19 protein-coding genes are annotated in these 19,840 nt (G+C 63.2%); 12 read left to right on the forward strand and 7 right to left on the reverse strand.

Features of this window, described 5'->3' with window-relative positions; all coding sequences use genetic code 11:
• Window positions 1–19: 19 nt before the first annotated feature.
• Window positions 20–1,141, reverse strand: a complete 1,122-nt coding sequence (locus tag WH303_RS14735) for a phosphotransferase (protein WP_339519399.1) — start codon at window positions 1,139–1,141, stop codon at window positions 20–22.
• 333 nt (window positions 1,142–1,474) lie between these two features.
• Between WH303_RS14735 and WH303_RS14740 the strand changes: the two genes are divergently transcribed.
• From WH303_RS14740 to WH303_RS14775, 8 genes are all read left to right on the forward strand, one after another.
• Window positions 1,475–2,143 (forward strand): GntR family transcriptional regulator, encoded by a 669-nt coding sequence (locus WH303_RS14740; RefSeq protein WP_339519400.1) that lies wholly within the window; start codon window positions 1,475–1,477, stop codon window positions 2,141–2,143.
• 428 nt (window positions 2,144–2,571) lie between these two features.
• A complete protein-coding gene (locus tag WH303_RS14745) occupies window positions 2,572–4,854 on the forward strand; it encodes an autotransporter outer membrane beta-barrel domain-containing protein (RefSeq protein WP_339519401.1) in 2,283 nt (760 codons plus the stop codon).
• A gap of 47 nt (window positions 4,855–4,901) precedes the next feature.
• Window positions 4,902–5,663 (forward strand): SapC family protein, encoded by a 762-nt coding sequence (locus tag WH303_RS14750; RefSeq protein ID WP_339519402.1) that lies wholly within the window; start codon window positions 4,902–4,904, stop codon window positions 5,661–5,663.
• Between the two features lie 44 nt (window positions 5,664–5,707).
• The gene (locus WH303_RS14755) at window positions 5,708–6,352 is read left to right on the forward strand and encodes a GNAT family protein (protein WP_339519403.1); all 645 of its coding nucleotides are present in this window, start codon (window positions 5,708–5,710) and stop codon (window positions 6,350–6,352) included.
• Window positions 6,345–8,078, forward strand: a complete 1,734-nt coding sequence (locus tag WH303_RS14760; protein WP_339519405.1) for an AMP-binding protein — start codon at window positions 6,345–6,347, stop codon at window positions 8,076–8,078. The genes WH303_RS14755 and WH303_RS14760 overlap by 8 nt, the downstream gene beginning before the upstream one ends.
• A gap of 39 nt (window positions 8,079–8,117) precedes the next feature.
• Window positions 8,118–8,375: an acyl carrier protein gene (locus WH303_RS14765; protein WP_021026678.1), complete on the forward strand. Its 258-nt coding sequence runs from the start codon at window positions 8,118–8,120 to the stop codon at window positions 8,373–8,375.
• 2 nt (window positions 8,376–8,377) lie between these two features.
• Window positions 8,378–9,151 (forward strand): SDR family NAD(P)-dependent oxidoreductase, encoded by a 774-nt coding sequence (locus WH303_RS14770; RefSeq protein ID WP_027010856.1) that lies wholly within the window; start codon window positions 8,378–8,380, stop codon window positions 9,149–9,151.
• A 17-nt stretch (window positions 9,152–9,168) separates the two neighbouring features.
• Window positions 9,169–10,452 (forward strand): cytochrome P450, encoded by a 1,284-nt coding sequence (locus tag WH303_RS14775; RefSeq protein WP_339519408.1) that lies wholly within the window; start codon window positions 9,169–9,171, stop codon window positions 10,450–10,452.
• A 12-nt stretch (window positions 10,453–10,464) separates the two neighbouring features.
• Here the strand turns inward: WH303_RS14775 and WH303_RS14780 are convergent, their stop codons facing one another.
• Entirely contained in the window at window positions 10,465–11,829 is a 1,365-nt protein-coding gene (locus tag WH303_RS14780) for a HipA domain-containing protein (RefSeq protein ID WP_339519410.1), read from the reverse strand.
• 73 nt (window positions 11,830–11,902) lie between these two features.
• The gene (locus WH303_RS14785) at window positions 11,903–12,754 is read right to left on the reverse strand and encodes a LysR family transcriptional regulator (RefSeq protein WP_339519411.1); all 852 of its coding nucleotides are present in this window, start codon (window positions 12,752–12,754) and stop codon (window positions 11,903–11,905) included.
• Window positions 12,755–12,885: 131 nt separating this feature from the next.
• Here WH303_RS14785 and WH303_RS14790 point away from each other — a divergent pair, with 131 nt between their 5' ends.
• A complete protein-coding gene (locus tag WH303_RS14790; RefSeq protein ID WP_445228290.1) occupies window positions 12,886–13,824 on the forward strand; it encodes a DMT family transporter in 939 nt (312 codons plus the stop codon).
• Window positions 13,825–13,835: 11 nt separating this feature from the next.
• Here WH303_RS14790 and WH303_RS14795 read toward each other — a convergent pair whose 3' ends face one another.
• Complete coding sequence (locus WH303_RS14795; RefSeq protein WP_339519413.1) at window positions 13,836–14,204, reverse strand: hypothetical protein; 369 nt, start codon at window positions 14,202–14,204, stop codon at window positions 13,836–13,838.
• A 258-nt stretch (window positions 14,205–14,462) separates the two neighbouring features.
• Window positions 14,463–15,269 (reverse strand): glycine-rich domain-containing protein, encoded by an 807-nt coding sequence (locus WH303_RS14800; RefSeq protein WP_445228291.1) that lies wholly within the window; start codon window positions 15,267–15,269, stop codon window positions 14,463–14,465.
• A gap of 794 nt (window positions 15,270–16,063) precedes the next feature.
• Here WH303_RS14800 and WH303_RS14805 point away from each other — a divergent pair.
• Together WH303_RS14805 and WH303_RS14810 are read left to right on the forward strand one after the other, a co-directional pair.
• Complete coding sequence (locus tag WH303_RS14805) at window positions 16,064–16,237, forward strand: hypothetical protein (RefSeq protein ID WP_339519415.1); 174 nt, start codon at window positions 16,064–16,066, stop codon at window positions 16,235–16,237.
• Between the two features lie 67 nt (window positions 16,238–16,304).
• Window positions 16,305–16,505 (forward strand): hypothetical protein, encoded by a 201-nt coding sequence (locus tag WH303_RS14810; protein WP_312988968.1) that lies wholly within the window; start codon window positions 16,305–16,307, stop codon window positions 16,503–16,505.
• A gap of 209 nt (window positions 16,506–16,714) precedes the next feature.
• Here the strand turns inward: WH303_RS14810 and WH303_RS14815 are convergent, their stop codons facing one another.
• A complete protein-coding gene (locus WH303_RS14815; RefSeq protein WP_339519417.1) occupies window positions 16,715–17,677 on the reverse strand; it encodes a DMT family transporter in 963 nt (320 codons plus the stop codon).
• A gap of 109 nt (window positions 17,678–17,786) precedes the next feature.
• Between WH303_RS14815 and WH303_RS14820 the strand changes: the two genes are divergently transcribed.
• Window positions 17,787–18,734 (forward strand): LysR family transcriptional regulator, encoded by a 948-nt coding sequence (locus tag WH303_RS14820; protein WP_339519418.1) that lies wholly within the window; start codon window positions 17,787–17,789, stop codon window positions 18,732–18,734.
• A 74-nt stretch (window positions 18,735–18,808) separates the two neighbouring features.
• On the opposite strand, the gene WH303_RS14825 is transcribed toward WH303_RS14820, so the two are convergent.
• Complete coding sequence (locus WH303_RS14825; protein ID WP_339519419.1) at window positions 18,809–19,741, reverse strand: LysR family transcriptional regulator; 933 nt, start codon at window positions 19,739–19,741, stop codon at window positions 18,809–18,811.
• Window positions 19,742–19,840 lie beyond the last annotated feature (99 nt).

The raw sequence follows: 19,840 nt of genomic DNA on the forward strand, positions 1-19,840 counted from the left end.
GGTGGTGCTCCAGGTGGGGTCAGGCGGCGGTGGGGTGGGTGTCGGCACGGTGGTCGGCCTGCGCGCCATGGGCTTGCAGCCAGCCGCCAATCATGCGGCGGAACAAGGCCGTGGCCGTGGCCTGGCTGCGCAGGATATAGACGCGGTTGTCGGGGTAGAGGCGGGCGCGCCAGGCGGTAATCACCATGCGCTGCGTGAGCCGCGCGAGGATCAGATCGGGCAGCAGCACATGCTCGGCAGCCGTCAGTGGCTGCAGGCTTTCATAGCCGGCCAGCATGGCGGCCAGCGTGGCATCGGGTGCATCGGTTAGCGGCATTTGGTAAGAGGCGGCAATCGCGAGATCGGCCACGCGCGGGGCCAGCAGCATGTCGCCAAAATCCAGCACGCCGGCAATGCCCAGGCCGTCGTCGCTCGCCAGCAGGTTGCTGGGCGAGAGGTCATTGTGGATCGTCTGCGTGGGCAGCTGCGGGCCCAGCTGTGCCAGCCGCTGCTCAAACACGGTCCAGAATGCTGCAATCTGCGCGCGCAGTTGGGCATCGTCCACCACCTCCAGCCAGGGCCGCAGCAGCGGTGCGCGGCGTGCATCCCATAAAAAGGGGCGCTCGGTGGCCGGGTGGGCAAAGTCGGCCAAGGCCCCATGCAACTGGGCAATCGCCAAGCCCCAGGCCTGCCAGGCGGCACCACTGCGCTGCAGATCACTGCCCGCCTTGCCATCGAGAAAGCTGTAGCAGCGCACGCGCAAATGCTCGCCTGCCGGGCTGCGCCAGTCCAGCCAATCGGGGCTGGTTTCGTGGCCGGTTTCGGGGCTGGTGGGGGGGCGGGTGTGGGCGCTGGCCCCGGCTTGGGTAGCAGTGGACAGTCGCAGCGGATGGTGCAGTGGCACCGGCACGGCGCAGCGGCCTGCCAGGTGCTTGAGCACCGCTATCTGCATCTCTGTTTCTGCCAAGGACTCGGCCGCGCTGATGAACTTGAGGGTCACGGCGCTGCCATCGGCTGTGCGGACCAGAAAGTTGCGGTCCCGCTCTCCGGACAGGGGTTGCGCATTGCCCTGGATGCCATAGGCCTCCCAGGCCAATGCCTGCGCCTGTTCAGCGCTGACCTGGGGCACGGCCGTCAAAAAGGCCTGACTGGCTTGGGCCAAGGCATCCGGTTCATCTGCTGGGGCAAGGGATGTAGGAGCGGAAGGGGAGCTGTTCATGGAATGCGGCGGCCGGTGGTGCAAGGGCGCGCTGCTGTGTCGGAACTGGGGCAGATGGCTATCAGTTCGGTCAACGCAGCGTGCACCTCTATGTGATGTTTGATGCATCATAAATTGAATGAAAGGATTTAAACAGCAACTGCTATCTATGGCATTGGGGTAAACCTGCATGTGGCAATGAGCGCTTATGATGCATCTTGATGCATGAAACGGTGGGCGCTCCGCACCACCTTTGCAGACCGAAGTCACAACAAGCATCGCGAGGAGCAATGGCAGATGGCAGACAGGTTCGAGAGCGTCAACACCGAGAGCAAGGGCGACCAGATCTATGCCCAGCTGGCGCAGGCGCTGGTCAAAGGGCAGTTGCTGCCAGGCGAGCGTCTCAAGATCCGCGAGCTGGCCGCGCAAATGGGCACCAGCGTGACGCCCGTGCGCGATGCCATCCTGCGCCTGGTGCAGCACGGCGTGCTGGTGATGCTCAGCCCCCGCGATATACGCGTGCGGCGCCTGACCCTGGACGAGTACCTGGAGATCCGCAACATCCGCGTGGAGCTGGAAGGCATGGCCGCCAGCCAGGCCGCCGTGCGCGCCACGCCGGACGAAGTGCAGCGCCTGGCCGAGCAGGTGCAGCACAACGAGGACGCGGTGCGGCGCGGCGACATTGCCCAGGCGATTGCGCTGAACCAGAATTTTCACTTTGCGCTGTGCCAGCTGGCCCGTATGCCGCTGCTGTCCGATATCTTGTACGGCCTGTGGCTGAAGATGGGCCCGCTGATCGCCCAGAGCTACAGCGAAGGGGGCCGCAGCATGATCGACCACCACTACCCCGTAGTCGAAGCCCTGCGCCGCAATGACCCGCATGCGGCGCGCGTAGCGATCCAGACCGATCTGCTGTCGGGGGGGCAGTCGATTTATGAGCGGTTTGGGCGGGATGGGCCCACGTAGCCGTGGGGCCAGGGCAAGGCCGCTTGGCCGCTTGGCCGCACCGCAGTTTCAGGGGTATTTTTAGGATTTAGCTTTGCCCCGGGAGCATTTCCATAGACCCCTGGATTGAAATGCAAAATAGTGTTAAAAAATTGTTGATTTCGCCCGAGATTAGGGTCTTTTGAAGGTACTGGCTTCTATAGCTGCCTGTTTTTTAGACCATCCAGCTACAAAAAAATTTGCAGATAAAACATTGAGTTATTAGCTTCTTGACATTTATCAAGGTACGGGTGTAGATCGAGATAAACATCATTGACCCGTAGCGTTTTGTATCGTACTCTCTGCTGATATTCATTGTGTGGATAGTGCTGGTTGCGTCCAGAAAGTCTATTTGCAAGCAATGTTTTTTCAATGTGTGGGTGGGGGGATGCCAGATGCGAACATCACGCATGACTAAACACAAGCCAACGCTGATAAGCAAATCGTTGATGCTTGTCTTTTCGATGACATGTGCTGCGCAGGTGCAGGCGGCTGCCAACTTATGGGTCGGTCCTGGTCAGGTCACTGAGGATGCAGCCTGGTTTTTTGGCACTGTTGATGCGGGTGGTGCCAATGTCATCAACTCGGCGTCGCCCGCCGCAAGTTGGAATGCAACCAGCGCCAACCAAAACCTCTACACCTCTCACGGCTTTTATGTGGGCTATGGGCCCGGCGCCGGAGGTATTTTCGATATCACCGCCACCGCTGATCTCCAAACCATGTATCTAGGAATTGGCTCCAGCGCTGATCCAGACATGCCTGCATTGACGGTCAACGATCCGCTTTTCCGTGTGGGGGATGCAGGGGGGGCAGGCACACTGACGATTGATCTGAGCGCGCCTCCCGTGTCTGCATCTGGCGGTAGATTGCACTCGAGTACAACGGGCTTGGGTGTGGGGCTGGGTGCTGGTAGCTCTGGTTTTGTCGATGTGCTGGGGGCGGGCAAGACGGCGGAGCAGCTCGGATACAACTCGCCCAATGGCGTGTTATTTGGTTCACCTCAGCAAAATACAGTGTTCGGCCAAAGCGGTGGTGAAGGCCAGGTCAAGATCGAGGGCGCTGGTCTGGTCTTTCAGACGGGGGATGCGAATTACCCGACCTCCCCCGATCCTGTCAAACACTTTGCGGTGGGTGATGGCCCTGCTGGCATTGGCTCAGTAGATATTCTGGGCAACGGAAAGCTGGCATCCGGCAACCCCGTTTATGGAAATGCAGCCGAGAAGGGTGCTCTACTTCCGTTTAGCTTTATCGGCAAAGACAGTGGGGTAGGCACAGTCACGGTAGAGCCGACGGTCAGTGGTTTTGCCAACCGGGCAAATTTTTATACTGGTTTGGCGGTGGGAAGCAGCAGCGGCAATGGCGCCTTGACAGTACTGGAGGGTGGCAAATCGTTGGTGACCAATGGCGCTACTTATTCTGGCACGGAAGGGTATTGTCAAGCCACTGATCCTACGCGGTATCCGCTGGCACCTGCGTCATTACTCATCAGCGCGGACAATGCCGCAACGGGCTTAGTTCGGGCTACGGGAAGTGGTACACAGCTTCTCGTGGCTGGTAAATCCGGCAACGACTACTACTCCACTGCGGTGAACCTTCTCCAGGAACACTCCATCGGCAAGGTGCAGATCGGCAGTGGCGGCACGCTGGTGACCGCGGTCGATGCGACCGTGAAAGTCGGTGTGGGCCGTCTGTATTCCAACTCGCCATCTGGCGGCGGCCAGTACTTTACCCAGACCTTCCAGGGCGGTCTGGGCCCGATCAATGTTGCGGGCTCTGGCAATGTGGTCTATGGCTCTGAGTCGGCAACGGCGGTCGCGCCGGGCAAGATTGAGGCATCACAGATTCATCTGCAAGCGTCGACGGCCCAATTGAGGTTCAACCATACCAGCAGTGTGAATTTCAACCTGCCGCTGCTTGGCAATGGCCAACTGGTGCAGCAAGCGGGAACGACCGTGATCTCGCCCAGCTTGGCGGGCCTGCCAGCGCTCGACCCGGCCGTCTGGGCGTTTGATAGCCAGGCACCCTGCGTTCCTGCAGTCGCTGCGAGCTATCCGGCAGACCAGTCCGGTTTTACGGGCGGCTTGGATGTGCGTGGAGGGATTTTGCAGCTGCCCGCGACGAACGTACTGCCTGCCTTGACGAGCACCAAGATCACCGGCGGCACCCTGGCCCAAGGCGGCACCAACCAAAACCTGGGGGCCGTGACGCAGACCGGTGGTGTGCTGCAGCTGGTCGGGGGCAGTGTGCCTGGTGCCACCGATACGGCCAATGCCAGTACCTGGGCCGGAGGCGGCGGTACGGTGCAACTCGATACGGTATTGGCTGGCGATGGCAGTGCCAGCGACAAGCTGCATATTGCCGGTACCATCAGCGGCACGACCTTGCTGCAAATCAGCAATCTGGGTGGTGCAGGTGCGCAGACCACGGGCAACGGCATTTTGGTGGTGCAGGCCGATAGCGCCAACCTTGCCAACAGCTTTGCGCTGGCCGCGCCGGTGATCGTGGGCGGCTTCCAGTACCAGCTCAAGCAAGTGGGCAATAACTGGTACCTGGCATCCATCCCTTATGTGGGGCCTCCCATCGCGCCGGCGGCGGTGCCTGCGATGTCCTGGCTGGGATTGCTGGGCTTGGGGGGGCTGCTTGCCGCCTTCTCATCGCGCCTGCTGCGTCGGCGTGCGTCAGACCAGGGCTAAGCATCCACCCTGCCTGGTTGGTATTGGCCTATCGCCCTCATTGACTGATGACCCCAGCCATCACACAGCCCGCTGTGCCCATGTTCTACCGCGGATTGACCGCGCTCGATCCAGCCCTTCATCTGGGCTGGGGCTTGCGTGGTCAAGCCCATTTCTCTATCGCGGCTGCAGCCAATGCCGTGCCTTTAGGGGTGGGGGAGTTCTGGCATGCCAGCGCCCATTACCCCATCGTGTTCGGGCCAGCCGGTGCCAGTGGGTTCCCCATCGCCATCACGGCACTGGTGGAGGGGCGCAACCTGTTTGTCGATGCTGCAGGGCAATGGCTGGCCGGCAGCTATGTGCCGGCATGGCTGCGCCGCTATCCGTTCTGGATGCAGCCCGACCCGGATGGCCAAAACGCCAGTTTCTGGTTCGACCCGCATGCGCAGCAGCTGGTGCCATTGCATGAAGATGCCGATGCCCGGCCTCTTTTCGATTACCAGGGAAACCCCAACCAGACCCTGGCTCAGATCGTGCAGTTTTGCCAGCAATGCCAAAACGATGCCAACCACAGCTATGCCTTCATGCAGGCGCTGGAACACCACCGCTTGCTGGTGGACCGCCAGGCGACGGTGGAGCTGCTACCCGGCAAGCCCTATACCTTGGGTGGATTTCGGATGGTCGACATGGATGCCTACCACCGCCTGCCCGATGCGGTGCTGGCCTCTTGGGTGCGCAAGGGATGGGCATCGCTGGTGGCCTTGCACCATATCTCCGTGCAGCAGAATTGGGAGCGGCTGCTTGTCTTGCACCGCAGCCAGAATGGATAAGATAAGGCGGTGGTTGGTTTGAACGGCGCATGTGAGGTGGTGGCATGAGTACAGGTGGTTTTCGGATTCCGCTGCACGGCGTGCAGCCCGCTGCTGCGCAAGCATCTCCCGCCGCGCGGGTGCATATCGAGACCCCGCATCTGGTGACCCGCAGCCTGCTGGCCTCCGATGTCACGCCTGAGTTTGCCCAGTGGTTCAACGATGCGCAGATGCTCCAGGGCCTCAATCTTGCGCCGCTGAACTTTTCGGTCGATGGCCTGCGTGCCTTTGTCGCGAGCTTCGACAATGTCCAGCATTTTCTGATCGGCATCTTCAGCAAACCGCAAGGGCAGCTGCTGGGCTTTTACAACTTCAGCGTCGCGCCCCAGCACCGTGTGGCGACCTTGACCTTGGGCGCCGACCCGCACATCAAGATCGGGCGTGAGGTTTTTTGGGAGTCCTGGTTCCCGCTGTGCGATGAGATGTTTGACCACCGCGGTATCGACAAGATCACCTCTCGCGTGCTGACCACCAACCGCAAGCTGCTGTTTGCGCTGATCGACACCGAGCATTTCGTCTACGAAGCCACGCTGAAGCAGGAGATTGCCGGCAAGGATGGCAAGCGCCTGGATGTGATGGTGCTGTCCTGCTTCAAGGACCTGAGCCTGCGGCCCAAAAAAGCGAGCCCGGCTCCTGCCCACCATGCCTGAGCGGCAAATTGGCGGTTTTGCGCATCTGCTGCAGGCGCTGGTCTATGCGGCAGCCTTTCCCGGTCAGCAGCTGAGCTGGTTCGATGGCCAGGGCCAGCTGCAGCACACACGCAGCTATGCGCAGGTTTTTCAGCAAACCCGTGCCTATGCCTCCCAACTGCTGCAGCACTTGGAGCGCTCCGCCGCGCGCCCGGATGGCATGGGGCCGAGGCTGGGCATTGTGGCCACCACCGGGCCCGATTTCTTGCCGCTCCTGTGTGCCAGCCAGTGGGCGGGTGGCGTGCCATGTCCGCTGCCCGCCCCCAGTCCGCTGCAGGATGTGACGCGCTATGCCCAGGCGCTGGGCAACCTGTGCCAGGCGGCAGGCATTGGCCTGCTGATGGGGCCCAAGCAGTTGCTCGCACAGCTGCAGTCGGAGGGCCAGCTGGCGCTACCCCTGCTGGCCTTTGAGGACCTGGCGGCAGCAGCTGCAGATGCCGCAGCCGTTGCGCTGCCGTTGCCCCCAGTGCCTGCGCCTGAGGCGATTGCCTATGTGCAGTTCAGCTCGGGCTCTACCGGCCAGCCCAAGGGGGTGGCCATCTCCCACGCGGCGCTCATGCAAAACATCGACGCGATCCTTCAGGCCGGTATGGCCCTCACGGCGGAAGACCGCGCTTTTTCCTGGTTGCCGTACTACCACGACATGGGGCTGGTGGGCTTTGTGCTGGCCCCGCTGTGCGGGCAGGTCAGCGTGGACTATCTGGCGCCATCGGCTTTTGCACGCAGGCCCCATCTGTGGCCGGGCTTGATGGCTGCGCGGGGCAGCATCATTACCTATGCGCCGAACTTTGCGTGGCAGATGGCGGCGCAGTCCGCAGCGCTGCTGGAGCCCGGTGCCCGGCTGCATGCGCTGCGCATTGCCGGGGTGGGGGGCGACTATGTGGATGGTTCAGCACTGCAGGCCTTTGCCCAGGCGTTTGCGCCGCAGGGCTTTGCGCCTGATGCCTTCAAGCCCAGCTACGGCTTGGCAGAAGCGACCTTGGCCGTGACGATGAGCGATGCGCCTTTTGAGCGCTTGCGCGGCTATTTCCACATCGACGACAGGCAGGTGGTGCATGCACTGCCAGTGGCTGACGCACGCGCCAAGCCCATGGTCAACTGCGGGCGGCCGTTGCCAGGCTGGACCCTGCAGGTGCGCGATGCTGCAGGGCAGCCCTTGCCCGCCGGAACAGAGGGCGATATCTGGCTCCAAGGGCCGGCGCAGCTGTCGGGGTTTTTCAGCGCGGGCGAGTTGCGCGCTGTTGCTGCCGACCAAGCCATCGAGACGGGCGACCGTGGGTTTGTCTTGGCCGATGGCGCGCTCTATGTGAGCGGGCGCAGCAAAGACCTGATGGTCATCCATGGCCGCAATGTATGGCCCCTGGATGTGGAGGCGGCAGCGAGCGAGAATGCGGAGATTGCGCCAGACCAGATGCTGATGCTGCAATGCCGTGAACTGACCGGCGGACTGCCTGCGCTGGTGCTGCTCGTGCACGAGAAGGCGCTGCGCCAGTCGCGCCAGCCCGATGCCTTGAAGCTCGCCGCTGCAGCGGCTACGGCTGCGGCCGGTGCGGCAGTGCGCGCCTGCATGGTTCCCAATGGATCGATTGGCCATACCTCGTCAGGCAAGAAGGCCCGGGCAGCCACCCAGCGACGTTTTGAGCAAGGGCTGATTCCGATACTCGCGGACTCCGACGCACCCGATTGATTCGATTTTCCCAACAGCACCCCAAAAGGCTCCGCCACCATGTCCCATCCCCAGCTTGCTGCCATTCAACGCATCATCGCCGAGAGTCTGCTGATTCCTGCGCAAAGCATCCATCTGGAAGACCCGATTGCGAGCCTGCGCAATATCGACAGCCTGTCGTTCGAGATGATCATCGTGGCGATGGAGACGGAGTCGGGCCAGGCCATCGACCCCGTCAGCCTCATGCCCGCCAAGACGGTGGGGGACCTGGCCGATCTGCTGGGGCAATTGAAGGCAGCGCAACGCGCAGGAGCCTAGCTGTGGCCGCTTGCGATGTGCTGACCATCATCACCGGCGCCACCCGTGGGCTAGGCCAGGCCATGGCCGAGCAGCTGCTGGCGCAGCCGCAGGCCGGCGTTTTGCACATCGCCCGCCATGCCAGCGAGCCCTTGGCACAAGCGGCCGCCGCGCAGGGCGCAAGCCTGTGGCAATGGCAGGCCGATCTGGCCGATGCCCAGCCGGTGGCAGCGCAGCTGGCGCAGTGGTTGGGCGAGCAGCAAAGGCCTTGGCGTGAAATCCGATTGATCAACAACGCGGCGGTACAGGCCGAGCAGATTGCGCCAGTGGCCATGACGGCCGCATCGTCGCTGCGCCAGGTGCTGCGCGTGGACCTTGAAGCGCCCATGCTGCTGACGGCGGCGTTTTTGCAGGCCACCGAGGCCAGCGCTGCCCAGGGGGTTGTTCGCAAGGTGCTCAATATATCGTCGGGCCTGGCGCGGCTGGCGGTGGCCTCGATGGCGCCCTACAGCGCGGCCAAGGCGGGCCTGGACCAGTTCACGCGCTGCCTGGCGCAAGAAGAGGCGGCCAAGGCCCATGGTGCCCGGGTCTGCGCCCTGCATCCGGGGGTGATCGACACGGGCATGCAGCTGCAGATGCGCGAGACGGCTGCGCAGCGCTTTCCCGCCGCCGACCAGTTCAGGCAGCTGCACCTGGCCGGCCGGCTGCGCAGTGCCGGGCAGGCCGCGCAAACGGTGCTGCAGGTGCTCGATGGTCCGCATTTTGGCAAGCAGGCCATTGTTGAACTGCCGGTGTAAACGAGGCCACCACGGTGATGAGCGCTAGCGATATTTCCTCCCAGTTCTGCCAGGATCTGTACGCGCTGGCGCGTGAGCGGCCTCGGCAAAATACCGTGCGCCCGCAGCACGATGGCCGCCGCATGCTCGTGATCCAGAACCTGGATGACGCGGACCGGGTGATGCGGCGCAATGCCGACAACTACCTGAAGAACTTTCGCTGGTTCACCCAGGTTGCGGGCAACTCCCGGCTCACCGATGATGGCGAGCCCTGGCGGTTTCGCCAGGAACTCTCGCAGCCCTTTCTGGGCAAATACGATGCCAGCCGTGCCTTTGCCCTCAGCACCCTGCATGGCCAGCACATCGCCCGCCATCTGGCCTTGGCACCCCAGTCACAAGTGCTCGATGAGGCGCTCATCCACCAGGGCATGCTGTCCATCTTTACGCAAATGTTCCTGGACGTGGAGCTGTCGAGCCTGCCCATGGCCCATGGCAGTGCGTCGCGCCTGATCGAGCTGGCTTCGGCCTATGCCTTTGTGGCACCCGGGCAAGAGGGCCTGGGGGGCGACAAGGCGCATATTCGCGAGATCCTGCAGCTGCGCAAGACCATCTTCGCGGCCTTGCAAACCCTGCGCGGGGACAGCGTGCCGCGCAGCCCGATGCTGGCGGCCATGCTGCAGGCAGAGACGGCCCCCGGCTTTGATTTCTCGTTTGAAAAAGAGCTGACCATGCTGTTTGGCGCAGGTACCGACACCGCGTCCTACTCGGTCGGCTGGGCTTTGCACCTGCTGGCCACGCACCCTGAGGTGCAAGAGCGGCTGCACCTGGGTTTGCGCCAGGTGTACGCCCAGCATGGCCATGACCGGCAGGCGCTGCAAAGCGCCATCGCGCAGCATGCCGATCTGCGCAGTTTTGTGGCCGAACTCTTGCGGCTGTATCCGCCGCTGCCATTCATCACCCGCCTGGCCCAGGAGGGCGACCAGCTCTCCGACCTGCAGGTTGAGCCCGGGGATGTGGTGGTGGTCTCGCTGGTGGGCGTCAACCACAAGGCGCTGGAGCGGCCCGACCCCTGGAAGCCGGACCTGGATGCGGCCTTGCAGGAGGGGTTTGGCATGGGGACCGGCAGCATCTCCAGCTTTGTCTGGGGCAAGCGGGTTTGCGGCGGGCGCAGCTTTGCGCTGGTTGAGCTTGCCGCCGTGCTCAGCGTGCTGATTGTCGAGCTCGAGGTTCAGGTGTCCCGGCAGGAGCCCATCGTCTATGAGTGGGTAGGGCAGATGCGCCGCAAAGGCGGGCATTTGCTGACGTTGACCAGCAGGGCTTGAGCTGCCAGGGCCTTAGCCCGGCAACAGCGGCGCTGCAAACGCCCGTGCGACCTCGCGGTTGCGTAGCGCCAGCGCCCGCATGGCCGCCGAGGTCGGTGCTGCCAGCTGGGTATCGCTCGCCGCTTTCCAGAAGGCATCGGCCGCACGTGCGGCCAGGCTCCACACCTTGGGGATGGCGCCAATGGTGCTGACCTTGGGCTCGATCGGTACCAGCTCGGGGTCCAGCCCGCCGCCGATGGAGGCGTAGCGCATCGGCAGGATGTCGTAGGCCGGGGCAATGCCCAGGTACTCGCCATCGTCGCCAATCAGCAGCGAAATGTTCTCGAAATGCCGGTCGGTATTGCCAATGAGCTCGCTGAACGCGGCCATCACGGCCACATGCTCGGCATGCTGGGTGCTGAAGTAGTTTGCGTTCACGCAGCGTGCGGCGAACTCGGGCCAGGTATCGCGCGCACCAAAGAACTCGTCGTCGACGGCGCCGGCCGAGAGCATGCCCAGGCGCCCTTGCTTGCCAACGCGGTCAAAGCGTTGCACTTCCAAAAACACAAACTCGCCGCGCACCAGCAGCTGGGTCTTGGCAGTGGGCACACCCACGTTGGCCAGTGATGCCAGCGCCAGGTGCTCGAGCGGCAAAAGCTCTGCCATGCGGCTGCCGCTGCGCGCGAACTTGACGATCACCGATCCCGTGTCTTGGGCCACCCAAAGAAACTTGGGCTGCTCGCCACCGGCGCTTGAGCCATAGGATTCGTTCTTGAGCTGCTGCGCCAGCGCGACATACACGTCGAGCTTGTCTTGCGCCTCTGGACGGGGCTGGCGCAGCAAATCCATTTCCCGCTGCAAAGGGATATCGCCAAAGATCAGGTTGCCCGGCAGATTCATCCCTTGGGTGAACAGAAACGCAATGCGGTGGTCGTCGCTCCAGTCGCGCAAGCTGGCGGGGAAGGGCTGCTGCAGGGCTGCCGTTTGTGCGAGCTGCCGGCCCAGAAACCCCGATGGCGCAGCAAACAGCATATAGGGGGGCAGGCCTTCGTAGAGACGAATGGCGCTCGCATCTCCACGCTCGAGCGTGCCGCCACCCACGAGAAATTCAAGATCCGCATAGGGAACGATGTGGCCGCTGGAGAGAAAGCGGTACACGCGCTGGCGCGGCTTGAGCCCCAATGGCAGCTTGCGCAGCAAGGCGTACTGGGGCGTGCGCTGGCCCGGCTCGCGGAACATGGTGACGCGGGCCGATAGTTCGCGAATAGCTCGGGACAGCGTTGGCTGGCTGATGCCCAGCGCCTCCACCAGCTGCTGGCCAGAGCGCGGGCCAGCAGCCAGCGCGCGCTCGATGGCCTGGTGCAGATCGTTCAATGGCGGCGTTGAGGTGCTGGGCATTGCGTGATTCAGAATAGTTCGTGAATTTTATATGAATTCCCAATTCATCGCTCGCCACGGCACTTGGCTGGGACTACCCCGGCCCTTGCGCCTGCCTCAGCGTATGCACCAGCAGCTGGTACAGGCTGTCTACCGCCTTGGAGCGCCGTGATTCCTTGCTGCGGTAGACGGCGACCTCCATCGGTGCCAAGGGGCCCAGCCCGTGCTTGCTGCCCAGCACCTGCAGATGGGGCGGGGCGCTGCACTGGGTCAGTGCCGCAACGGCCAGGCCACTCTCCACCGCCGCAATCTGCCCGGCCAGGCTGGAGCTGTTGTAGACCACGCGGTGCTGGCGCCCTTGCAGGGCCAGCGAGTGCAGCGCGCCGCGTCGCGCCAGGCTGGCTTCTTCATACACCGCGATGGGCAGCGGGTCCCGCCGCCACAGCGCAAAGTGCTCGGAGCCGACCCAGACCATGGGCTCATGAAAGAGAAGGGTGCCCCGGCGTGCGTGGTCGCGCGACACCAGTGCCAGATCCAGGTCGCCAGCTGCCACACGGGGGATCAGTGCGGTCGATTGCTCGCAGCTGAGCACGATCTCCACGCCGCTGTGGCGGGGGGCAAAGCGCCTGAGCACGGGCGTGAGGTACCTGGCCGCATAGTCATCGGGCACCCCCAGGCGCACGCTGCCGCTCAGTGCATCGCCCTGCAGCGCAAACTGTGCCTCGCTGTGCAGATCCAGAATGCGCCGCGCATAGCCCAGCAGCCGCTGGCCTTCGCCGGTGAGTTGCTGGCTGCGGCTGTCGCGTTCGAGCAGGCAGTGGCCGACAGCGGCCTCCAGTTTTTTGAGCTGCATGCTGACCGCAGACTGGGAGCGGTGCACCTCGCCGGCTGCGCCCGAGAGCGATCCGGTATCGACCACGGCGACAAAGCATTTGAGCCAATCCATCTGAAGGTCTTGCGAGCTTGCTGGCATAGTGTTTCGATGAACGAATAGCTGATGCATGAATTATGCGCTTTTCGATAAGTTGCCCGCGCAGCACACTGGCGGCCATGAGCCAATATCCCCAGCCAGCGCGCATGACCGCTGCAAACATGAACCCATCGTCACGCACGGCATCTGCCACGACAGGCGAGGCCTTCGGCGGCCTGCTGCCCTTTGTGCTGGGCAGTGCGCTGCTGGGCAGCATCGGCATTTTTGTACACATGGCCCAGGCCGGGGCGCTGACGGCGACCTGGTTCCGCTGTGCATTCGGGCTTTTGGGGCTGACGGCCTGGCTGCTGTGGCGCCGGCAGCTGCATGCTTTGCGGCTGGCGCGCAGCACGGCGGGCTGGGTGCTGCTGGCCAGCGCCTTGATGGTGCTCGGCTGGGTGCTGTTCTTCGCGGCGATGGAGCGCATATCCGCCGGGGTCGCGGTGGTGCTGTTCCATATGCAGCCGATGTGGGTGTTGCTGCTCGGCGCGCTGTGCCTGGGCGAGCAGCCGGGCAGGCACAGGGTGGCCGCAGTCGCGCTGGCCATGCTCGGGCTGGTGCTGGCCACCGGTGTTTTGCAGCAGGCCGCATCGCAGCAGGGCGCCCAGCCGCAGTACTGGTGGGGTGTGGGCATGTGCTTGCTGGGTGCATTTTTGACTGCAGCGGTCACCGTCATCGCACGGCGCCTGCGTGTCATGCCGGCCGGTGTGCTGGCCTGGTGGCAATGCGCCATCGGCAGCGCCGTGCTGTGGCTGGCGCCCGCCACGCAAGGCTGGCCGGCCTGGGGTGCCTCCTGGGCATGGCTTGCTGCCTTGGGCCTGGTGCATACCGCCACCGCCTATGCCTTGATCTACACCGGCATGGCCCGGCTACCGACGGGGCGCATTGCGGTGCTGCAGTTTGTCTACCCGGCAATCGCGATCGTGGTGGACTGGCAGTATTTTGGCCACAGACTGGGAGCGCTGCAGATGGTGGGCGTGGTGGTGATGGGGCTGGCCATTGTGTATGCCGAGCGCGGGGCCTCTGGCAAAAAAAGGCCATCTTGAGGCGTGCATAACTAGTGGCGCTTGTTCTTCCAGGCCAGGAGGGCGAGGCCCAGCCAGGTCAAGACCAAGGGGATAGAGGCCCAGACCAGGGAATGAGATTTGCTGAAAATCGCATACAACGCGGCACCCAGCAGCGCGCTCAGCAACACATGGAGTTGCGGCCGGTTGCGAGCCAACTTGGCCACGACATAGCCCGAGAGCACGGGGGTAAACAGCAGGAACAGCGCGAGGAGAAAAAGTGGGGCGAATCCATAGAGGGCGGTATCGGGTAACAACGCGGCCAGTAGCGCAAATGTGATGTTTTGCAGCAGCAGCGTGACTGCGCCGTAACTCACGGCAAATGCAATCAGAATCGCTTTCAGGTCAATATTGAAGAGCATCTCTCTACCGTAGTGGTGTTTTATATGGCCTCGCCTTCCTCGCAGGCCATCGAGGGCGGAGGCTTGAAGCGCATCGACAGCATTCTGGCGTCTCCACTGGCTTGTCTGGAGCGCTGAGTTGCTTGCCCACTACGGTGCTCGATAAATTTCTTTTTCAAGAGCGTGGCGAGCGCCACACCGAGGATGCAGGGCAGCCGGCGCCTGTTCCCTCGCGAGGAGGGGCAGCCGCCGCGCTGCCCGCTGCCTCCTGTCCAGGATTTACTGGCGTTTGCGGCGGCCCAGACCTGCCAAGCCGGCGACGGCCAGTGTCCCGCTCAGTGCAAGAACACTCCACTGGCCAAGGGTGGATACGGCAGTAGGGCTGGCCACGGGAGCAGCGACAAAGCTCAGCTTGACTTGACCGGCACCGCCATCAAAGCCGATGCCCACGCGGCTGCCGCCGCCGCCGCCGCCGGGCGCGCTGCCAGGGGCTTCTTCATTGCCGCCCCTGCCACCATCGGCCACGGCGATGCCGCCAACATAGCCCAGGCCAGGCTGGCCATCGGCGGCGGAGCCCGCAGAGCCGCCGCCTCCGCCGCCTTCCACGGAGGGCGTAGGGGCGCCCGCTGCGCCTGCGCCGCCAGAGAAACCGGTCAATCCTGCACCGCTACAAGCCGCTCCGCCCGCGCCTCCGGTCGATCCTGTCGCGCCTTCGCCCCCGGCGGCGCTGATGGAGCCGCCCGTCCAGCTGACAGTCGATGCTGTACCTGCGGTGCCATCGAGGCCGCTGCTAGTGCCACCCGTGCCCGTGCTGATGGTCAGCTCCGCGCCTGCGGCCAAGCTGAAGCTGCCCTTGCAATAGGCGCCACCGCCACCCCCACCACCGCCATCGATGCCAACATCACCGCCTCCCGATCCACCCCCAGCGCCCCAGACTTCGATCACGACCGAGCTTGAACCTGCCGGTACGCTGCAATTGGCGGTATTGATACCGCTGACGCAATCAGCCGCCCAAGCGGGGGCTGCTGCAAGCCCTCCCACCATTACACACGCGGCGTAGGCCATATTTCTGGATAGCAAGCTCATAAATTTCCTCAAAAATAAATGCGGACACGCCACTTATATCGCAAAGCAAAAAGAATCGCAGCAGAAAAATGCATATTTCTTGCATTACTGCGGTAACGAATATCTTAGTTTGGATAATTCCAATCAAATGGCTATCTGGAATTTAATTAAGTGAATATCCATAGGGGTGAAGCGGTTCTCAGAGAATAAGAGATTTTTATGATGAATGCCTGCATCGCGGTAGATGCGGTTGATGTGGCATTTGATGCGGGTCAATAATTTTCAATAATCCCGCGATGGCGGCAAAGCCCGGGGCTGTGGCATGGCCGCGGGTGCCGCTTTATTCCACCCAAGGAGGGCGAGCGGATTGCGCAAGCCCGCGTTCAGGCCACGGCTGGAGGCAGGGAATGCCTGGTTACGGGGGAGCTGGGCGCAGATGCGAGTCCATGGACGTTTGGTGAGATCTCATAGCAGCATTTCTTGCTTTCAGCACTGTTAGATGCACCGCCAAACTCGGCATTTCCGGCGGTGATTAGCGCTTTCCAATCAGCCGTTTCTGCCGGGCATGGAGCGGCGAGAAAACCAAGTGCGACAAGCCGAAAAGCAATCTCCTCCGTCCAGGCCAGGACGGAATCGGACGGTAGGATTGCCCGCGCCCGCAAGAGATTTTGGGGTTGTGCGGTTTAAGGTCATTAAAAGGAGTACCGTGGGGCGAGGCAATCCTTCCTGGTGTGCCCCACGAGGCCGGAGGTCTGCATGTTCCCATTCTCAGCCCGCCTGCCAGCATCGGCACTTGCCTTTTTATAGGAGTAGGGATGGAGACGTTTTACGACATCTATCTGGGCCGACTGGGCGCCAGAAACACGCGGCGGGTTGCCAAAAATCAGACCACAGTAGAGGTCGATATCTGGAAAGCGAAAGGCTATCGCCTGCAGGCCGAGCGGCGTGTGGCAGAGCGCTTGCACGAAATCTATTTCATTACGGAATGAAGACGGGGGCGATGAGATACCCGCGATACGGACTCTCTACCCCCGCACTGAACAGGATCAACGGGTCATGAAACTCAACCTAAAGGCCAAGCCCTCCAAGATGTCGGATATCCAGAAATCACGGCTGGAGACTGAACGCATCTCCTACTCGGAAGACGCACCGCCAGCCCGCCAGACCTGGAAGGAGCGGCCAGCCTATGACGGCGACGAGCTGTCCTACCGGGGGCAGGTCAAAAAGACCTTGATTACCCTCAAAAGCCATGGATGAAAAGACTTGGCTGCCGATGGGGCTGGTGGAGTGAACAGCCAACTATATGGACCCGGCGGTACCCACCAGTCTCTGCAAAACTCTTGCTCCGTAAGCTGGCAGCGGATGGGGATGGGGCCAAAGGCGTCGTTTGAGAGCGAGCCTGACCTCTTGCCGGCGAAGACAGTGCGGCGGATCGGACGAGTCTGGATTCAGTCCCAAGCAAGCATCTATATGGATCGTTCTCTGCCCCGCAGATCCTGCCAGCGAAAGCCCAGTACCGCCGCCACAATCAAGCCCATGCCCCACCATTGGAACGTGCTGGGGTGGGCGCCAAACCAGAGCAAGTCCACGGCCAGGGCCACTGCCGGGTAGATAAAGCTCAGCATCGCAATGGCGGCCGGGCCCAGGCGCTGAAAGGCGCCATACATCAGCCCGTACATCAGCGCGGTGTGCAGCAGGCCCAAGACCAGCACGCAGACAAGCGTCTTAGCTGATGGCAGCTGGGCGCCGAGCCCCGCGACCTGCATCAACATCGGCGCCGACCACAGGGCCAGTGCAGCGCCTCCCACCAGCATCTGCACCATGGCAATTTGCGCCGGTGCAATGCCCTGGACGCGCCGGGTGCTGACCACCGTCACGGTGTAGAGGGCGGCGGCCAGCAGCGCCAGCACAATGCCCCAGACCGGCGCGCTCGCCTGCGCGGCGATGGTGGCAGCGGCCTCGCTGCCCAGCCCACTGCTCAGCACCACGCCCGCCAGTGCCAGCAGCATCCACAGCAGCTTGCGCCCGCCCATGGCCTCGCCCCCTAAGGCGGCGGCCAGCACCAGCATGAAGGGCTGGACATGGTAGACCACCGTGGCAATCGCAATCCCCACATAGGCATAGGCGTGGAACAGCATCACCCAGTTGGCCACCAAAGCCAGGCCGCCGATCAGCATCGCCGCCCAGGCCCGCCGGTCCGGCCGCACCCAGGCCCGCTGCCACCATAGCCACAGCCCCAGGCCCAGTGCTCCAAGCAAGCAGCGCAGCAGCACCACGCGCTCCACCGGCAAACCGCTCTCGATGACGGCCAGGCCAATCGTCCCCGACAAGACCATGGCGGCGACCATGCGCCAGGTGCCGCCGCTACTGCGGCTGTGGGTGGGGTTGGCTGCCGCTTGGGGCATGGCTGCTGCGCTGGGGGAGTGCATTGCGGTATCTCGCTGGAGTCAATGGCTCCGATGGTCATGCATGCGCAATCATTAAACAATACGGCTTTGATTCAATTTATTATTGTCTGTAAATCAACACTGAGATGCCATGAGCCCCGATACCCTCCCGCTTGCCGATATGCAGGTCTTTGTCCAGGTTGTCGCCCAGCACAGCTTTGCGGGTGCGGCGCGGCAGTTGCGCCTCACCACCGGCGCTGTCAGCCGCAGCGTCGGCCGGCTCGAGTCGGCACTGGGCGTCAAGCTGCTGCACCGCACGACGCGGTCTCTGTCGCTGACCGAGGTGGGGGCGGCCGTGCATGCCGATTGCCTGCTGATGCTGCAAAGCGCCGAGCAGGCGGTATCGCGTGCGACGGCCCACCGCCAGCAGCCGCAGGGCATCTTGCGCATCAACGCCCCCTTGGTGTTTGGCGATTGGTGGCTGGCGCCGCTGCTGCCCGGCTTTTGCGCGCGCTTTCCCGACGTGCAGGTGCAACTGAGCATGAGCGACACCATGGCCGACCTGACCGCCGAAGGGCTGGATCTGGCGATCCGCATCACTGCGGCCGATGCGCTACCGCCCGCCATGGTGGCCCGGCCGCTGCAGCGCGTGGGCTATGTCCTGGTGGCGCATCCCGCTTATCTGCAATCCCGGCAGGCGATCGCCCAACCACAGGATCTGCTTGCCCACCCTTGCATGAGCCTGGGCTACGGCCCCTTCCAAAACCTGGTGGAGCTGGTGCCAGCCGATGCGCCCAATACGGTTGCCACCAAGCTGCGGCTGAACACCCCCATCACCATTGCCAGCAGCCAGGGCTTGCTCAATGCCTTGCAGCACGGCGCTGCCTCTGGCATCGCGCTGATGGCCGATTTTGTCGCGCGTAGCCATCTGGCGGATGGCCTCCTGGTCCAGGTGCTGCCCCACTGGCAGTTGGCCGGCAGCTACGCCCCGCGCATGGCCTACGCCCTGCATGCCCCGGGGCCGCACATACCGCTCAAATTGCGTGCGATGCTGGACTATTTGCAGAGCCAGGACGCGTCTGTCTCCGTATCCGCATAAGCACAGCGCAACGCATGCGCATGGGCATGGGCATGCGAGGGCGATCGGGGCAAGGCCGCGCAGCGCATCAGCGATCAAGCGTGCCGTTGGCCAGCCCCGCCGGGCAGCGTTTTCGTATCCGCAGCCGCAAACATCCGCGCGCAAAGATAGTCCACCAGCGCCCTGACCTTGGGCGATGCATGCCGGCCTGCAGGCCACAGAATGTGGAACACCCCTGTGCGCTCGGCCAGCCCGGGCATGACCTGCACCAGCCTGCCATCGGCCAGCGCGTCGCCGATGGCAAAGTCCGGCAGGCAGGCGATGCCGCGCCCCTGCAACGCAAAGCAAGCGCGGGTTTCAATGTTGTTGCAGACCATGGACACCGGCAGGTTGACGGGCTCGCCATCGTCCGCTGCGGGAAGCGGCCAGGCCTCCAGCTTGCCGCTGTAGGGCCAGCGGAAATGCATGCAGCGGTGGCAGGCCAAGTCTTGCACCTTCTGGGGTGTGCCGTGGGCGGCCAGGTAGTCTGGCGACGCCACCAGCAGCATCTTGAAATGGCCAAGCTTGCGGGCCACCAGGCGCGAATCGGCAGGCTCGCCCGTGCGCACCACGGCATCAAAGCCTTCTTCCACCACATCCACCAGGCGGTCAGAAAAATCCAGGTCGAGCTGGATATCGGGGTAGTCGCGCATGAAATCGGCCAACACCGGCAGCACCAAGGTGCTTACTAAGGGCAGGCTCACGCGCAGCCGTCCCCGGGGTGCCGATGAGGCCTGCGACAGCTCCGTTTGCGCCGCTTCGATCTCCGCCAGGATGCGCCTGCTGCGCTCGAGCAGCAGCAGGCCTTCGGCCGTCGGCGTAATACTGCGCGTGCTGCGGTGGAACAAGCGCACGCCCAGCTTGTCTTCCAGCCGCGCCACGCTCTTGCCCACGGCCGAGGCAGAAATACCCAGCAACCGGCCCGCTGCCGTAAAGCTGCGCGTCTCTGCCACCTGCACAAACACCGTAAATGCGTTGAGGCTATCCATGGGTTCTCACCTGCGTTTCTCGGCCCGTTTGGCCTGGTGTCATTGCGGACATCAATGTCCTGAAAGTATGGAACTCTATCCTGGTTTTTCTGGGATCGC

It is taken from the genome of Comamonas sp. MYb69 (genome assembly GCF_037479315.1).
Taxonomy (GTDB): Bacteria; Pseudomonadota; Gammaproteobacteria; order Burkholderiales; family Burkholderiaceae_C; genus Comamonas.

Excerpts from the sequence above, each read along its gene's own strand:
- WH303_RS14780 (WP_339519410.1), bottom strand. The coding sequence starts at position 11,829 with ATGCCCAGCACCTCAACGCCGCCATTGAACGATCTGCACCAGGCCATC.
- WH303_RS14775 (WP_339519408.1), top strand. The coding sequence starts at position 9,169 with ATGAGCGCTAGCGATATTTCCTCCCAGTTCTGCCAGGATCTGTACGCG.
- WH303_RS14755 (WP_339519403.1), top strand. The coding sequence starts at position 5,708 with ATGAGTACAGGTGGTTTTCGGATTCCGCTGCACGGCGTGCAGCCCGCT.
- WH303_RS14740 (WP_339519400.1), top strand. The coding sequence starts at position 1,475 with ATGGCAGACAGGTTCGAGAGCGTCAACACCGAGAGCAAGGGCGACCAG.
- WH303_RS14765 (WP_021026678.1), top strand. The coding sequence starts at position 8,118 with ATGTCCCATCCCCAGCTTGCTGCCATTCAACGCATCATCGCCGAGAGT.
- WH303_RS14745 (WP_339519401.1), top strand. The coding sequence starts at position 2,572 with ATGACTAAACACAAGCCAACGCTGATAAGCAAATCGTTGATGCTTGTC.
- WH303_RS14795 (WP_339519413.1), bottom strand. The coding sequence starts at position 14,204 with ATGCTCTTCAATATTGACCTGAAAGCGATTCTGATTGCATTTGCCGTG.
- WH303_RS14760 (WP_339519405.1), top strand. The coding sequence starts at position 6,345 with ATGCCTGAGCGGCAAATTGGCGGTTTTGCGCATCTGCTGCAGGCGCTG.
- WH303_RS14815 (WP_339519417.1), bottom strand. The coding sequence starts at position 17,677 with ATGCACTCCCCCAGCGCAGCAGCCATGCCCCAAGCGGCAGCCAACCCC.
- WH303_RS14820 (WP_339519418.1), top strand. The coding sequence starts at position 17,787 with ATGAGCCCCGATACCCTCCCGCTTGCCGATATGCAGGTCTTTGTCCAG.
- WH303_RS14800 (WP_445228291.1), bottom strand. The coding sequence starts at position 15,269 with ATGAGCTTGCTATCCAGAAATATGGCCTACGCCGCGTGTGTAATGGTG.
- WH303_RS14810 (WP_312988968.1), top strand. The coding sequence starts at position 16,305 with ATGAAACTCAACCTAAAGGCCAAGCCCTCCAAGATGTCGGATATCCAG.
- WH303_RS14825 (WP_339519419.1), bottom strand. The coding sequence starts at position 19,741 with ATGGATAGCCTCAACGCATTTACGGTGTTTGTGCAGGTGGCAGAGACG.
- WH303_RS14790 (WP_445228290.1), top strand. The coding sequence starts at position 12,886 with ATGACCGCTGCAAACATGAACCCATCGTCACGCACGGCATCTGCCACG.
- WH303_RS14750 (WP_339519402.1), top strand. The coding sequence starts at position 4,902 with ATGACCCCAGCCATCACACAGCCCGCTGTGCCCATGTTCTACCGCGGA.
- WH303_RS14805 (WP_339519415.1), top strand. The coding sequence starts at position 16,064 with ATGGAGACGTTTTACGACATCTATCTGGGCCGACTGGGCGCCAGAAAC.
- WH303_RS14785 (WP_339519411.1), bottom strand. The coding sequence starts at position 12,754 with ATGGATTGGCTCAAATGCTTTGTCGCCGTGGTCGATACCGGATCGCTC.